Genomic DNA, 14,795 nt, shown 5'->3' with positions numbered 1-14,795 from the left:
GTCAAACAAGTTTGAGACTCGCACTTTGAGGTTGCTTGGGTATGATGATCCCCTTGTGAATCTAATTGGATTAAAAAACCATTTAAAAATTAAAATGGTTAAAATTTTAATAAAATTATAAATATCCCTTATTGGAGGCAAACCGTGGCTAAACGTCGTGTCGTCGTAACTGGCTTAGGAATGTTGACGCCGCTAGGCAATGATGTTCAATCAACCTGGCAAGGCTTATTAGATGCTAAAAGTGGTATACAAACAATAACACACTTTGACACATCAAAATTTGGAACAAAGTTCGCTGGTTTAATCAACGACTTTGATGCATCGGCTTATATGCCACCAAAAGATGCAAAAAAAATGGATTTATTTATCCAATATGGTTTAGCAGCGGGTGTTCAAGCCTTTAAAGATTCAGGTTTAGAAATCACAGAAGAAAACGCAACGCGCATTGGTGTTGCTGTTGGTTCTGGCATTGGCGGCCTAACACTAATTGAAGAAAACCACGTTAAGTTACTTAACAGTGGTCCACGTAAGCTATCTCCATTTTATGTGCCTTCTACCATTATTAATATGATCTCGGGTCATTTATCAATAATGTACGGACTACGTGGCCCTAACATTTCAATTGTAACTGCGTGTACGACAGGTTTACATAATATTGGCCATGCAGCACGTATGATTGCCTACGGCGATGCCGACGCAATGGTTGCTGGCGGTGCCGAAAAAGCGTGTACACCTATTGGTATGGGTGGCTTTAACGCAGCACGCGCATTATCAACACGTAACGACGACCCACAAGCAGCGTCGCGCCCGTGGGATAAAGACCGTGACGGTTTTGTACTTTCTGATGGTGCTGGTGTTGTAGTTGTTGAAGAATACGAACACGCAAAAGCACGTGGCGCAAACATTTATGCCGAGCTAGTTGGTTTTGGTATGAGTGGCGATGCATTCCACATGACATCCCCTCCAGAAGACGGCGCAGGCGCAGCCCTAGCAATGGAAAACGCATTAAAAGATGCGCAAGTAAATGCAGAGCAAGTAGGTTACATAAACGCTCACGGTACGTCGACCAACGCTGGCGATAAAGCCGAAACTGCTGCAGTTAAATCTATTTTTGGCAATGCAGCAAAAGACGTAATGGTTGGCTCGTCTAAATCGATGATGGGTCACTTACTGGGTGCAGCGGGCTCAGTTGAATCAATCGTGTCGATATTGTCGCTAAAAGATCAAAAAGTGTCGCCTACTATCAACCTTGATAACCCAGATGAAGGCTGTGACCTAGATTACATTGCGCATACAGCGCGCGATGCAAAACTAGATTACTCACTGTGTAACTCATTTGGCTTTGGTGGTACTAATGGCTCGTTGCTATTTAAAAAGGTATAATCTTTTTTAACAACGAACCACTTTATAAGAGCTCAGTTGTTTAACTGGGCTTTTTTTATATGCAAAAAATAATAAATAATACGCAAACAATCATAAATGCCAGCCAATTAAACGCCGTTAGCATAACCGACAGAGGCTTAAACTATGGCGATGGTTTTTTTACAACAGCAAAAATTGTAAATGGGCAAGTTGAATATTGGCACCACCACAAAGCTCGCTTAGCTGAATGTGCTGAGAGATTAGCCTTTCCTGAACTCGACTTTAGCCATTTAGAGCAACACATACACAATCAAGTAAAACAAAAGCAAACGGGCGTGTTAAAAATACTCGTAACACGCGGTGAAGGCGGGCGTGGATATAACTTACCAAGCGAATGTAATTTAACAATTATAGTAAGCGTGCTTGAATACCCTGCAAACTACAATGCACTTGCAGAGCAGGGGGTTAGCCTTGAAATAAGCCCAATTAAATTAGCTGCGCAGCCTTTACTTGCGGGGCTAAAAACCCTAAATAGGTTAGAGCAAGTACTCATTAAAAAAGCCATGCAAACGCAAAATTGCGAAGACGTACTTGTGCTTGACTACAACAACCAGGTAATTGAAGCCTCAGCAGCTAATATATTTGCCATTAAACACGGTAAAGTATTTACACCAAAGCTCAATGAATGCGGTATAAAGGGCGTTTATCTGCAAGCGTTATGTGATAAATTAACGGTTGAGTTTAAACACATTACAGTAAACGATTTAACCAAGGCCGATGCTGTATTTGTATGCAACAGCTTAATGCATGCAGTACCTGTTAAACGCATAGAGCAACAGTGCTTTAATGTAGCGTACAGCAACGCATTGCTAACTAATTTATTAGCCAAGGAGGCTTAGTGTTAAAAGTTATTTTATCAGTCGCTTTTTTAGCGATTATTAGCACAGCTATTGGCTATCAGCAATTGCAGGCAACCCTACAAAGCCCGCTAAATATAAGCGAAAGCACTCAATTTGAGGTAAAAAAGGGCACCGGTTTTAATAAATTATGCCAGCAATGGCAAGCAAAAAACTGGGTCGAAAGCTGCTGGCGTTACCAAGTTATTGCAAAGCTAGACCCCACACTAACCGATTTAAAAGCCGGGCTTTACGAGCTTTCAAATACCAGTGTTATTAATAACATAAAAAAAATAAACCAAGGTCAACAAATCAGCTTTAGCTTTACCATTATTGAAGGCCAAGCGCTGCGTGATGTATTAGCAAATATTAAAAATGCGCCTAATTTAAATAACGATCTAAAGTTAGACGAGTTAGGTAAGCAAATTATAAATGAAGAAACATTGTTAGAAGGCTGGTTATTTCCAGATACTTACCACTACCAGCATAACGATACCGCAAGCAGTGTATTAAAACGCGCCGCACAAACCATGCAACAAACACTAAGCGATGCATGGCAAAAACGCGCTAACAATTTACCTTACAACACCGCGTACGAGGCACTAATAATGGCCTCAATTATTGAAAAAGAAACCGCAGTAGCCAGCGAGCGCCCGTTAATTGCTTCGGTTTTTGTCAATCGGTTAAACACAAAAATGCGCCTTCAAACCGATCCAACCGTAATATATGGCCTGGGTGAAAACTTTGACGGCGATATTAAATACAAAGATTTACGCAATCACACGCCATACAATACCTACCGTATTGATGGATTACCGCCAACGCCAATAGCTATGCCATCAAAAGAAGCTATTTTAGCTGCGGTAAACCCGCCACAAAGCGACTATGTTTACTTTGTAGCAAAAGGCGATGGCAGCCACCAATTTTCTACCACGTTAAAACAACATAACGCGGCAGTTAAAACCTATATTTTAAATAAAAAGAATTAACGTGTTTATGAAACCAAAATTTATAGTAGTAGAAGGCTTAGAAGGCGCGGGTAAATCAACCGCTATTTCACTTTGCCAAGACTTTTTAAACAAAAAACAAATAGAATACATTAACGTACGCGAACCTGGCGGCACGCCATTGGCCGAGTCGTTACGCACCTTAGTAAAAGCCGAACACGAAGAAGAAATAGCCTTCGAAACCGAGCTGCTTATTATGTACGCCGCACGTTCGCAGCTAATGCATAACGTAATAAACCCTGCGCTTGAGCAAGGTAAATGGATATTAGCCGACCGTCACGACTTATCGTCGCAGGCGTATCAAGGCGGCGGGCGCGGTATTAGCTCAAATACACTAGCGTCGTTATCGTCTATGGTATTAAAAGGCCTAAAGCCCGACTTAACCATTTATCTCGACATAGACCCAGTAATTGGCCTTGAACGTGCTAAAGGGCGAGGTGAACTTGACCGAATAGAGCAAGAAGCTATTGAGTTTTTTCAGCGTACACGCATGCGCTACCTAGAGCTTGCAAGCGACGACAACTCTATTAAAACCGTAGATGCCAATCAAGAAATTGATAAAGTACATCGCGATATCACAAACGTATTACGTACTTTTTTTGAAGAGCTAAAATAACATGTCTCTACCTTGGCTATATGAAACTCAGCAACACTTAGCACAAAGCTTTCGTGGTCAGCGTTTTCATCATGCCCAATTGTTTTGTGGCCCTGTGGGTGTAGGTAAGTTTGCCTTAAGTGACGAACTAGCCAATGCCTTGTTATGCCAAAATATTACCCAGCAAACAGCCGCACCAAACAGTATTTTAGCGCCATGTGGGCAATGTAAAAGCTGCTCGCTTAACCTTGCGGGTACACACCCCGACAAGCGCATAACCCAGGTAGACGGCCAAAGTATTGGCGTAGACGACATACGCGCCATTAGCGATTTTATGAACCACTCAGCGGCGCAAAATGGCAACAAAGTAGTGGTAATAGAAAACTGCGAAAAAATGACCATGGCAGCGGCTAACGCCTTGTTAAAAACGCTTGAAGAACCAAGCAATAGCCGGTTTTTAATATTAACCACAAGCCAACCTGCGCAATTGCCAGCCACTATTTTAAGCCGATGCACTAAAACCGACGTAAAAGTAACAAGTACACAACTAGCGCAGCAATGGCTTGAGTCGTTACAAATACAAAATTACTCTTGGCTACCGCTTTTTTATAGCCAGCCATTACAAGTAAAACAGTGGCAAGAGCAAAACCAGCTACAAAATATAGATACCCTCTATAAGTTTGCAACTGAGTTTAAACAAAGCCATAATTTCAAAGCGTTAGTCGATATAATAAATAAACAACCTGAGCTGGTTCGTATATTTACTTTGTTTTTAAGCGAGCAATTAAAACAGCAATTATTACAAGGCATGAGCTTTGAAGCGTATCAAGAAGCGCAACAAGCACTCAGCGAATTTTTGCAAAATAATACAAAAATTCTCGGCCTTAATTTACCGCTCGCTGTATCGCGATTAGCGTACATTTTACGTAATAAATAAAAGGATTAACCATGCAAGAGCTATTAGTAGATATAGACGACCTAGACGAATTATATCGCTGTTACATGCCTTACTTAAAAAAAGGCGGCTTATTTGTGCGTACTAACATGCGTTACGAAGTAGGGCACTCGCTGGCGTTACGTGTAACCCTTCCCGACGCACTAGAAGACGACATAGTCACTGGCAAGGTTGCGTGGATCACCCCACAAGGCGCACAAAGCTCAAACCCGCCAGGGATTGGTATTAGCTTTTTAGACGACAAAACAAACCTAAACGCCAAGATCGAAAAACTACTGGGGACTATGTTAAACTCCGGTAATCCAACTTACACCATGTAGTAAAAAACAGGCCCAATTTTGATTGTAGATTCGCATTGCCATTTAGACCGTCTTGACTTTGATAAACTCGATTTAAACCTAGACCAAGTGCTAGACCAAGCACGGGCCAAACAGGTTGAACACTTCTTATGTGTAAGCGTTACGCTTGACCAATTCCCAAGTATGCTTGATAAAATTAAGCACTACGACGATGTATCGGCCTCGTGTGGCGTGCATCCGCTCGATCAAAAAGACACGCTTAACAAACAGCAATTAATTGATTTAGCATCACACAATAAAGTAGTTGCCATAGGCGAAACAGGCCTAGATTACTACTACGCAAAAGACACACATGCTGTGCAGCAAGCAAGTTTTGTAGGCCATATTGATGTGGCTAACGAACTACAAAAGCCGCTAATTATTCATACACGCGACGCCCGTGCAGACACAATTAACCTAATGCGCGAGCACAATGCCGAAAACTGTGGCGGCGTATTGCATTGTTTTACAGAAGACTGGGACATGGCTAAAAAAGCCATCGATATGGGCTTTTATATTTCTATTTCAGGCATTGTCACGTTTAAAAATGCAGTAGAGCTTAAAGACGTGGTAAAGCAAATCCCACTCGACAGACTACTAATAGAAACCGATTCGCCGTATTTAGCACCCGTACCGCACCGTGGGCAAACTAATCAGCCTGCTTACGTGCAAGATGTTGCGTATTACATTAGTGAGTTAAAAGGCATTAGCTTTAACGAACTAGCTAAAGCCACCACCGATAACTTTTACTCGCTATTTAAATTAGCAACTAAAGGCTAATAATATGACGACTCACGCGGCGCAACTTCCTATGTTACTTATGGGGCCAATGGTGCGCCGCGCTGAGCAAACAGGCGTATGCATAGTATTTGCAACGTCAACGCCCGCACAGTGCCAAATTAATATACTCAATACGCAAAGTGTCAGCGAACAAAAAACCATTACACTAGGCGAACACCTTTATTTACACTTTATAGTTGTAAAACCGGCAAGTAGACCTTTTGCGCTCGACACTTTACTAGCGTATCAATTAATAATAAATGGCAATGAGGTTGACCTATCAGCTTGGGCTTACAGTAACCAAACAGCCCCAGCATTTGTTATACCCAATAAACTAAATAGCATATTACATGGCTCGTGCCGAAACGCGCATCACCCCGCAAAAGACAGCCTAGTAACCTCAAGCCAATGGCAAAACACTCAACGCAGCCAAAATACGCCCGGCGCACAATTACTGCTGTTAAGCGGCGACCAAGTTTACGCCGACGATGTAGCTGGGCCTATGTTACTGGTTATTCATCAACTTATTGAAAAAATAGGTATTTATAAAGAGCAACCTATGGCGTTGCCACTGCCTAACAAAATTGATGAACAGCTATACAACAGGCACCATTTTTTACCCAAAACACCGTGGCAAAAGCGCTCAAAGCTGGGTGTGGGTTATTGGCTTAAAAAAGACGAGCCGCATTTTTCAAGCGTAAAAGCATTTAATCACCTTATTCACTTTGAAGAATTTATAGCGCTTTATTTACTTAATTTAAGCGCCGCTGCCTGGCAATGTGTTGATTTACAAAACGCGCATTACACGGGGCAAAACCCAGAGCATCAACGTATTTTTAATGCCGAAAAATCGGCGTTAATTGGCTATGCTAAAGGGCTGAATGAAGTAGAAAAATTATTTGCTAATGTGTCGACGTTAATGATGTTTGACGATCACGACGTAACCGACGATTGGAACCTCACCGCAGGGTGGGAGCAAGCCATCAACCAAAACCCAAGCAGTAAACGCATAATAAATAATGGGCTTATAAGTTACTGGTTGTTCCAAGGTATGGGTAACGATGCGCTAACAAAAACAGGCGTGTTAATACCGCCATTTAAACAAAGCTTAAGCGCTAATAACCAATGGCAATTTAAAGCGTTTGATAAACCCCTAAACGAATTTAACCATTGGCATTACGAGTTAACTACAACACCCAAAGTTGTGGTGCTCGACACCCGCACACACCGCTGGCGTAACGAAAGTAACTTTAATGAGCCATCAGGCCTGCTCGATTGGGAACGCCTTACAGAGCTTGAAGAAAGCCTACTAAGCCACGATAAAGTAATTATAGTATCGCCCGCGCCGGTATTTGGTGTTAAATCAATAGAAGCCATTCAAGCGGCTTTTAATATATGCGGCCAGCCACTGATGGTGGATGTAGAAAACTGGATGGCCCACGAAGGCTCGGCTAAAAAACTACTCGACACTTTTAGACGCACCGACACCCCAAACGAAACCCTTATTTTATCGGGCGATGTGCATTACTCGTTTTGCTTTTCGGTGCAAAAGCGCTTTGGCGATCACCCAAACAGAATATGGCAGCTCACCGCAAGCGGGATAAAAAACGAATTCCCGCGTAAGTTAATAAACGTACTAGACAAACTCGACTCTATTTTATACGGCCCCAAAAGCCCGCTTAACTTTTTCACCAAACGCTGGCACATGGAAGTAGACAAACACCAAACCCTAGGCGAAGGCCAAAAGTATTTAGTAAGCGATTCCGCAATAAGCCTAATAACGTTAGATAACGGCGACCTATCCCGCTATCAACTCATCCACGGCGACGGCCACACCACCGAATTCGACTTAGAACACAAATAAAGCCCGGCATTGCCTTTATTGTAGAAGTAGAGCTTGCTCACGTTAGAAGTGCAGCCTCTTGTAAAAGATCAAGTGCATAAAGAGAAACAAATTGGTGAAGTCTTTTAAGCGAGCTGTTCTGGTCTAACATCATTGGATACTTAATTTTTCAGACATAAACGTAAATCAATTAAGAAAGCGATATGAGGTTAGGTTTACTCATTTACTCCTCACTCATTTCTCTTTGTGCAATATATTTTGCCTAAAAGTCGTTTTTATATAAACCAACACAGCGTTTACAAACTAAGGTAAACATTAAGTTTGTAAACGCTGAATTTAATGTCTACCAGCTATACGTTGCACTTAACGTATATTGCTCACCTCGCCCTGGTGTGCCGGGTATTTCTTCAAACGATTCATCCCACACATTGTCTGCAGCTAACGTAATAAATAAATTATTAATAACGGTTGGCGTAATTTTTAGCGACACTTGCGTAAATAATGCGGTGTCTTTGCTACTGCGCAGTGCGTTTTCGTGCTGTTTACGCCACTCGTTATCAATCCTCATTTCTATTAGGTCGTTTGGTGTCCAAATTGCACCTAAGGTAACACGGTGATCAGGAAAATTTAACGCGTAAAAGCTGGCGTCGATATCTGCATCACCATAGTTTTCTGACTTATTTAAGTAGGTGTAGCTTGCAATGAGTTCGGTTGTATCAAAATACTTAGTCGCAAAAAATTCAACGCCGGTGGCGTCTATGTCTACCGGATTAGCAAAGCGGGCAGAGCTAGAGTCAAAACTAAAAGTCCAATCGGTTAGGTTGTTATCCTCTCGGTAAAAAACTGCTGAATTAAGCTGCCAGGTTTGCTCTTGTATTAAATAGCCAAGCTCTAGGTTTTTAGTTGTTTCGCGCTCAAGGTTGTAATTACTTCTAAATAACCCGCCTTGATCACTGCCACCAATAGCGGTGTAGCCTGCAACTTGGCTCGCTTGCGCATACGATAAGTAAACGGTTTGCTCAGAGCCATCACTGTTTTGAGTGTTTAGTGAAATATCGCCAATGAGCGATAACTCAGAGTCATCTCGGTTTGTGTCGTCAAAAGCCGCACCTAGGCGAAGTGTTAATAGCTGGTTTTGTTTAAGGTCGATTTTATATTCAGGTAATACGCTCAGTTTGTAATAAGTGCGTGAGGTAAAATTATTCTCAAGTGTGGTCGACTCTATTTCATCTTCAATATATTGCGCTGAATAATTTACTGCAAACGCGGTGTTTTGTGCATGGCTTCCTGATACCGCAATCGATTTTACTTTAGTTTCATGAAAGGCTTCAAAGGCGCTTGGATTCTCACGAGAAAATACATAATGGTCGTTGTGTTTTCTGTAATAGGCCGACACCTCAAAACGGCTATTGTCAGCGTAATTTTGCTGGTGGTTAAGCATGAGTAAGCGGGTTTCTAGTTCTTCTGTTTCGTTTACGCCAAATGGTGTGTACATATTTGGCCAACCAAAAAACTTTTCTTGTGAGCCATACAGCACATCGGTTTGCGAATCCGAACCTATTAACTGTATGCGCGCAGAGGCGCGATTAAAATCGTGATCGCCGTTTTCTATTGAGCCGTCACTTTGTGAATGAGAATATTCGCCCTCAAAGCCAAGCTGCCAATTTTTAGCATCATCAATTTCTGTGCTTATTCCTGCGTAAATACTTTGTAAGTTAAAGTTGTTTGTACCTGTGCCTACAGAGACATTGCCGCCAGTTTTGATGGGTTTAAAACCAAACGAAATCGATCCCACAGAGCTGTTCATACCGTTTAAGGCATTGTCGGCTCCGGTTAAAACGTAAGGTCCAGTTAGCATTTGCGGTGCAATTGGGAGCTCAGCAACGTAATGACCTGTTTGAGGGTCGAGTAGGGTAGCACTGCCGACTCTAAACCCTGTGTTTTCGAAAATACCACCACGAATTGTTACATCAGCCTGGGCTTCTGCCATATTACGTGATTGTAAATCAACACGAGGGTCGTATTCTAAATTAGAGACGGGGGAGTCAAAGGTGCCAACAGGTAATTTATTTGCCGTGGCCGATGCCTCAACAGTAATTTGTTCTATTGCTGTTTCGGTGTTGCTTGTAGCTTGCGCATAAGAAAAAGGTGTAACGCTGCACAGCAGTGCAGAAAATATAAAATGCTCAGTGCGATTCATGGTGTATCTCATAATGTGTTTAGGCACTAATAAAAACTATATAAAGCGGGTGGGCTAGCTTAACTTAGTCAGTGCAATTTTGTGCGCTATTGTACAGTAATTATAAAAATCTGCATTTGATAATCATTTGTATAATTAACGCGTTACAATACACATGTATTTTTAATTAACTTTATTGAGTTAGATAAACGATGACAGTTCAGCAACACAATAAACTCTATTTTGCCGGCGGCTGCTTATGGGGCGTGCAAGAATTTATGAAGCATTTACCCGGCGTTATAACAACGCAAGCAGGGCGTGCAAACGGCGCAAGTAATACCACGCAAGGAGAATACGATGGTTATGCCGAGTGTGTAGAAGTAACGTTTGACTCAAGTGTTGTTTCACTCAATCAACTGTTTGACTATTTTTTTGAAATTATTGACCCCTATAGTATTAATAAGCAAGGGGAAGATGTAGGCCCTAAATACCGGACGGGCATTTATAGCAAAAGCCAAAACCATTTAAATATTGCACGCAATTATATAAATAAGCGCAGCGATGCCGATAAAATTGCGGTAAAGGTGGAGCAGTTAACCAATTACGTACCAAGCGATCCAGAGCATCAAGACCGGTTAACTAACCACCCAGATGATTACTGCCATATACCACTAGATTTATTGTATAAATATAAATTGTAAACTTGATGCTCAATGCTATGTAAGTAATTAGAAGCTATTACTTCTCGCGCAAGCAAGCTTAGCGCATACAAAATAAACACCCACAAAAAAGCTCACATTTTGTGAGCTTTTTAAAAACTAACTTTAAACTTATTGCTGCTTTTGCGGCGGGAAGTTACTTAAAATATTTGCGACTGTTTTTTTAATTGATGCTTCGCGTTGCTCAGGTGTTTGTTTTTTCTTTAATCGGCCTTCTTTAGCACCGCGCCATATTAGTTGATTAGATGCACTGTCTACAATATCGATAACCAATGTACCCACTTCGTATTCACGCGCTGTTGTGTCTCGTTGAAAACCAGTACCCCAGTAACCCCAACGGTTACTGTAACCAGTATTAAATGTATCTACTTCTAATTCTTTATCTACCGACGCATGATAGTTAACAAGTACGTCAGCTTGGGCTGGATCTACTAATGTCATACCAAGGGTGTTTGTAAGCTCATTATTTACCGCAGTACGCACGCGTTTTTCCATTAAACCGTTAATTTGGTAGTTGTTGGTGTCTTTAGTTAAACTCGCGTTTTCTACCCAAGCAAATGTTTTAAAATTACTAAAGTTAGCTGATTTATCGTAATCCCAATCTGGGGTTTGAGTACAAGCGGTAAGTAGTGCTAGTGCTGCAACAATAAGTATATTTTTCATTACGTTTGCTCCAATAAAATGCATTACCTTAAAATAACACACCTTATATAAATGTGTATTATTAAAAGGTTCTAAAAATTAGTTTAGTGTGATGAACATGAATGACTAATTAATGCTAATTAGCCACTCAAAAATTTAATGCTCTACTTCTATCCAATCTTTTTCATCTACCCAGTTTTGTGCGCCATCTTTTACCGAACGAATCGGCACAATGTAGTCACAACTTATTTGCGGCTTAACTGAGGCAAATATTGGCACAAAGCCAAAGCTTAGTGCTGTTTCTATAATTGCTTTTTGGTTTTGCGGGTCAATGTCGGCCGCTTCATCAATATAAATAGGTATACGGTACAGGTTTTGTTCCTGATCGCTTAATAAGTAACGAATAAACAACATGCCACACAATAACTTAATAGTAATACGTGTGCCATTTGAGCCGGCTGAGTCTATTTTTTCAAAGTGTTCGGTTTCGCCAGCGCGGTTTACCACTTCAAAACGGATGTCAAATAAATCGGTAAGCGTTAAGCCTGCTTTGTCTGATGCAAGTTTTATTAGGTGATCTTTTGCTTCGTTTACCGCGCTTTCGCTGTAGGGTTCTTGGCTTAATAAATCAAGGGTGTCGCCTTGTTCAAACTGATGCGACGTGCTGATAATGGTATCAATACTATCAACCAGCATTTTGCGTGGTATTACGTTAATTTTAAACGCTTGAAGGTTAGAAATACGGTGCTGGCTTATGCCTTTATTAAAGCTGTTCATTTCGCGGCGAAGGCGGTCTAAGTCTTCACGCAAGCCCTTAATCGTGGCGGCTACTTCGGTCAGAGCTACACGGCCTTGGCGCTCAACCGCATCGCGTTCGTTATCAAGGTTATGAAATGCGCTAATTAACTTTTGGTATTTAGTAAATTCGTCGGTTTCGTTATCGAACTTAGTAATGCCTGCGTTATATACGTGCAAATAGGTATTACGCACGTTTATATCAAAGTTGCGAAGCTCTTGGCAGTCTTTATTAAAGTGATGTACTAAGTCACTTAGGTTATCAAAATCGACCGTTATATCAATCATGTACGGGGTCACTTTACCGCTGTATAAATCAAGCGTGTGATCAATTCGCTCACTTTTAACTTGGCGAAGGCGCTCGGTTTGGCGATTAATTTGTTCTTGCTTAGATTTAATTAACGAGCGTCTGTCTGCAATTGAGCCACTATTTTTTTGAATGTCTTGCAGGTAATCGTCAACTTGTTCGCGCTCTGCTAATAATTGCTCTTTTAGCATGGCTTGCGCGTCTACCGACTGCTGCATTACTTCAAATTGCTCTAAACGTTTTAGTGCTCCCTCAAGACTCATTAACTCGCCGTAAAGTGCGTCTTTTTCTTTTTGTTTATCGGCAACATTGGCTGCCACTTCGCGCTGTTGTTTAAACTCTTTTAACGCGTGTTCAAGCGCACTTAACTGCGCGGTTAATTGCTCTTTGTTTTCGCCGCTTTGCATTTGTACTGGCGAAAGCTTTTTAAGTTTAATACTTGCGCCTGGCAAAGTAAGCACACCGCCTTTAACGTTATCGCTTAATAATGATAAAAATTCCCCAAAGGCGTCTTCGTCATCAATGGTTATATCGCCATTAGTGGTGGTGGCAAACGAGAGTAGGTCGGGGTTTAAAATGCGTGATATTTCTTCCACTTCTTTAAGCGATAGGTCTTCGCGCATACGGGTGAACAAATTAAACTCAAGGTTTTTAAGCTGCAGTTTTAAGCTTTTAATTTGTTTTTGCGTTTCGCTAATGCGGTAATCAAGCGTGTGCAAGCTTTGCCCTTGTGCGCTGGTAATAGAGTGCGAAAGCGACTCGTAGTCTTGCTTAAGTTGGCCAAGGTTGGTTTTAATTGTGGCTTTATTTACCAGTTCAAACTCGCTTTTAAGGGCGCTGTAATCTAAAAACCATTGCTCAATTTGAGTTTGTTTGCGCTCTATATCGCGCGATTGCTGTACGTATAGGCTTTGTTTTTGCTCAAATTCGTGCTTTTCGTGTTCAATGTCTTCAAGTGCTATACCAAGTTCATTAAGCTGCTCTTCTTGGTAGGTGTCAAAGTCAATGAGTGCTTGGTCAATTTTAGGCGCGTACGCTGCTAATTTACCTTTAAGCACGGTTTGATTTTCAAGCATTGATTCAAGTGCGCTTATTGGCTCTTGCATTGATTCAAGCGCTTTTAATTCGCGCTTAGCCCGGTTTACTTTGTCAAACGAGCGACGCCATACTTCGTAAAAATCAACCTTTGAGTTTGACATATGGCGCTCAAACACTCGCAGCATAAAGCGTTTAACATCGCTTGCGCCCAATTTGTGTAAGTTAAGAATACGTCTAAAAATTTCTTTATAAATGGCGGAGTCTTGCACGTTATTAAGCGGGATCATTTTTAAATTAATGTCGCCGTCAAAGGGCGTTGCGCCGCCGGTAAGCAGGGCGTTTAGCTCTTGTGCTTTTAACTCAATAGGATTGTAATTAAGCGACTTTAAATGATTAAACAGCTTGGTAAATTTAATTATGGTATTACCTTGCGTGTACTGTTCTAAATCGAGCTTGCCCTGATAACAAAAGTACTGGTGCGCGTAACCGGCTATTTTACCCAGACCCGCTACACCAATAACCACCGAGCCATGAGGGAGGTTGGCTTCTAGTAAAATGTACGACTGATCCGATGAAAAATAAAACTTACGGGTTTCATCTAAATCGTGCCCGTCCCATTCGGTAAGGCGTAAATCGTTTATAAGCGGAAATTGCAGGGCGTTAATAACCGAGCTTTTACCGGTATTATTTGGCGCACAAATAGAGCTGCTTTTATCAAGCGGGATCACACACTTTGCATAACCTGCGGTATTAAGTAGGGCGAGTTTACTCAGTCCGTATAAGTTGTTCATTGCTCGTCCTCCGTCATGTAGGTTTCTTCGTTTACTTCCATTAATGCATCAATGTAGCGGTGAATAGGTGCTTGTAGCATAAAGCCGCCTTCTACTTCACGGGCAAGGCCTAAACGAACCATACGTAGGTAAACATCTTTTCGTAAATCTGAGCCCGAAAATATCTCAAGCTGATCAAACAAGTGCTTGTTTATTTGCACTAAGGTTTGCATCAGTTCTAAATCGTTTACTTCATCAAACAGGGCGCGCATTGGGTCTTTACCGGTATTGGCAAAGTGCTCAATTAAAATGTAAATAGTGAGTGCGATAGCGCGCGATATTTTACCCATATTTGGCGTACTTTCGTCGCTGGCAAAATAGTAAAAGCCACGGCTATCGTGTTTTAAATCATGGCCTAATGCGGTAAATAGTGCGCTGTAAGATTCAATGTGTTGGTCGAGTTCTTGCCACATTACGTTGTCTTGTTCGCAAATGTGGTAACCCGCAGTTAATTTTTTATTGATTGCTTGCAGGTGAGTGAGTTCTTCTAGGTTTATATGTGTCATGGT

13 protein-coding genes are annotated in these 14,795 nt (G+C 41.5%); 9 read left to right on the top strand and 4 right to left on the bottom strand.

Annotated features, from left to right (window positions below; genetic code table 11):
- Window positions 1–144 precede the first annotated feature (144 nt).
- The 8 genes from fabF to RF53_RS12490 are packed head-to-tail and all read left to right on the top strand — an operon-like array spanning window position 145 to window position 7,797.
- Window positions 145–1,383, top strand: coding sequence for a beta-ketoacyl-ACP synthase II (gene fabF / locus RF53_RS12525; RefSeq protein WP_006792303.1), 1,239 nt, complete (start codon window positions 145–147; stop codon window positions 1,381–1,383).
- A 59-nt stretch (window positions 1,384–1,442) separates the two neighbouring features.
- Entirely contained in the window at window positions 1,443–2,261 is an 819-nt protein-coding gene (gene pabC, locus RF53_RS12520; RefSeq protein ID WP_039037879.1) for an aminodeoxychorismate lyase, read from the top strand.
- A complete protein-coding gene (gene mltG, locus RF53_RS12515) occupies window positions 2,261–3,247 on the top strand; it encodes an endolytic transglycosylase MltG (protein ID WP_039037878.1) in 987 nt (328 codons plus the stop codon). The genes pabC and mltG overlap by 1 nt, the downstream gene beginning before the upstream one ends.
- Before the next feature lie 7 nt (window positions 3,248–3,254).
- Entirely contained in the window at window positions 3,255–3,881 is a 627-nt protein-coding gene (gene tmk, locus RF53_RS12510; RefSeq protein ID WP_039037938.1) for a dTMP kinase, read from the top strand.
- 1 nt (window position 3,882) lies between these two features.
- Window positions 3,883–4,797 (top strand): DNA polymerase III subunit, encoded by a 915-nt coding sequence (locus RF53_RS12505; RefSeq protein WP_039037877.1) that lies wholly within the window; start codon window positions 3,883–3,885, stop codon window positions 4,795–4,797.
- Window positions 4,798–4,808: 11 nt separating this feature from the next.
- Entirely contained in the window at window positions 4,809–5,135 is a 327-nt protein-coding gene (locus tag RF53_RS12500) for a PilZ domain-containing protein (protein WP_006792298.1), read from the top strand.
- A gap of 18 nt (window positions 5,136–5,153) precedes the next feature.
- Window positions 5,154–5,933 (top strand): TatD family hydrolase, encoded by a 780-nt coding sequence (locus RF53_RS12495; protein WP_039037876.1) that lies wholly within the window; start codon window positions 5,154–5,156, stop codon window positions 5,931–5,933.
- Between the two features lie 4 nt (window positions 5,934–5,937).
- Window positions 5,938–7,797, top strand: a complete 1,860-nt coding sequence (locus RF53_RS12490) for an alkaline phosphatase D family protein (protein WP_039037875.1) — start codon at window positions 5,938–5,940, stop codon at window positions 7,795–7,797.
- 322 nt (window positions 7,798–8,119) lie between these two features.
- Here RF53_RS12490 and RF53_RS12485 read toward each other — a convergent pair whose 3' ends face one another.
- A complete protein-coding gene (locus RF53_RS12485) occupies window positions 8,120–9,976 on the bottom strand; it encodes a TonB-dependent receptor plug domain-containing protein (RefSeq protein ID WP_039037874.1) in 1,857 nt (618 codons plus the stop codon).
- A gap of 191 nt (window positions 9,977–10,167) precedes the next feature.
- Here RF53_RS12485 and RF53_RS12480 point away from each other — a divergent pair, with 191 nt between their 5' ends.
- Window positions 10,168–10,656, top strand: a complete 489-nt coding sequence (locus RF53_RS12480; protein ID WP_039037873.1) for a peptide-methionine (S)-S-oxide reductase — start codon at window positions 10,168–10,170, stop codon at window positions 10,654–10,656.
- Between the two features lie 129 nt (window positions 10,657–10,785).
- On the opposite strand, the gene RF53_RS12475 is transcribed toward RF53_RS12480, so the two are convergent.
- The 3 genes from RF53_RS12475 to RF53_RS12465 form a co-directional block, all read right to left on the bottom strand.
- On the bottom strand, window positions 10,786–11,337 hold the full coding sequence (locus RF53_RS12475) for a DUF4136 domain-containing protein (RefSeq protein ID WP_039037937.1): 552 nt from the start codon (window positions 11,335–11,337) through the stop codon (window positions 10,786–10,788).
- 135 nt (window positions 11,338–11,472) lie between these two features.
- Window positions 11,473–14,247, bottom strand: coding sequence for a hypothetical protein (locus RF53_RS12470; protein WP_039037872.1), 2,775 nt, complete (start codon window positions 14,245–14,247; stop codon window positions 11,473–11,475).
- A complete protein-coding gene (locus tag RF53_RS12465) occupies window positions 14,244–14,792 on the bottom strand; it encodes a condensin complex protein MksE (protein WP_039037871.1) in 549 nt (182 codons plus the stop codon). Before RF53_RS12465 ends, RF53_RS12470 begins: the two co-directional genes overlap by 4 nt.
- Window positions 14,793–14,795: the final 3 nt, after the last annotated feature.

Source organism: Pseudoalteromonas sp. ECSMB14103, assembly GCF_000813065.1.
GTDB classification, from domain to species: Bacteria; Pseudomonadota; Gammaproteobacteria; order Enterobacterales; family Alteromonadaceae; genus Pseudoalteromonas; species Pseudoalteromonas marina.
The sequence above is the reverse complement of the archived record's forward strand: the minus strand, read 5'-3'. Positions and strand labels throughout refer to the sequence as shown.

Bases quoted from the DNA above. Each gene is read 5' to 3' on its own strand.
- RF53_RS12480 (WP_039037873.1), top strand. From the start codon at position 10,168: ATGACAGTTCAGCAACACAATAAACTCTATTTTGCCGGCGGCTGCTTA.
- tmk (WP_039037938.1), top strand. From the start codon at position 3,255: ATGAAACCAAAATTTATAGTAGTAGAAGGCTTAGAAGGCGCGGGTAAA.
- RF53_RS12470 (WP_039037872.1), bottom strand. From the start codon at position 14,247: ATGAACAACTTATACGGACTGAGTAAACTCGCCCTACTTAATACCGCA.
- RF53_RS12485 (WP_039037874.1), bottom strand. From the start codon at position 9,976: ATGAATCGCACTGAGCATTTTATATTTTCTGCACTGCTGTGCAGCGTT.
- RF53_RS12465 (WP_039037871.1), bottom strand. From the start codon at position 14,792: ATGACACATATAAACCTAGAAGAACTCACTCACCTGCAAGCAATCAAT.
- RF53_RS12505 (WP_039037877.1), top strand. From the start codon at position 3,883: ATGTCTCTACCTTGGCTATATGAAACTCAGCAACACTTAGCACAAAGC.
- RF53_RS12490 (WP_039037875.1), top strand. From the start codon at position 5,938: ATGACGACTCACGCGGCGCAACTTCCTATGTTACTTATGGGGCCAATG.
- RF53_RS12475 (WP_039037937.1), bottom strand. From the start codon at position 11,337: ATGAAAAATATACTTATTGTTGCAGCACTAGCACTACTTACCGCTTGT.
- RF53_RS12500 (WP_006792298.1), top strand. From the start codon at position 4,809: ATGCAAGAGCTATTAGTAGATATAGACGACCTAGACGAATTATATCGC.
- pabC (WP_039037879.1), top strand. From the start codon at position 1,443: ATGCAAAAAATAATAAATAATACGCAAACAATCATAAATGCCAGCCAA.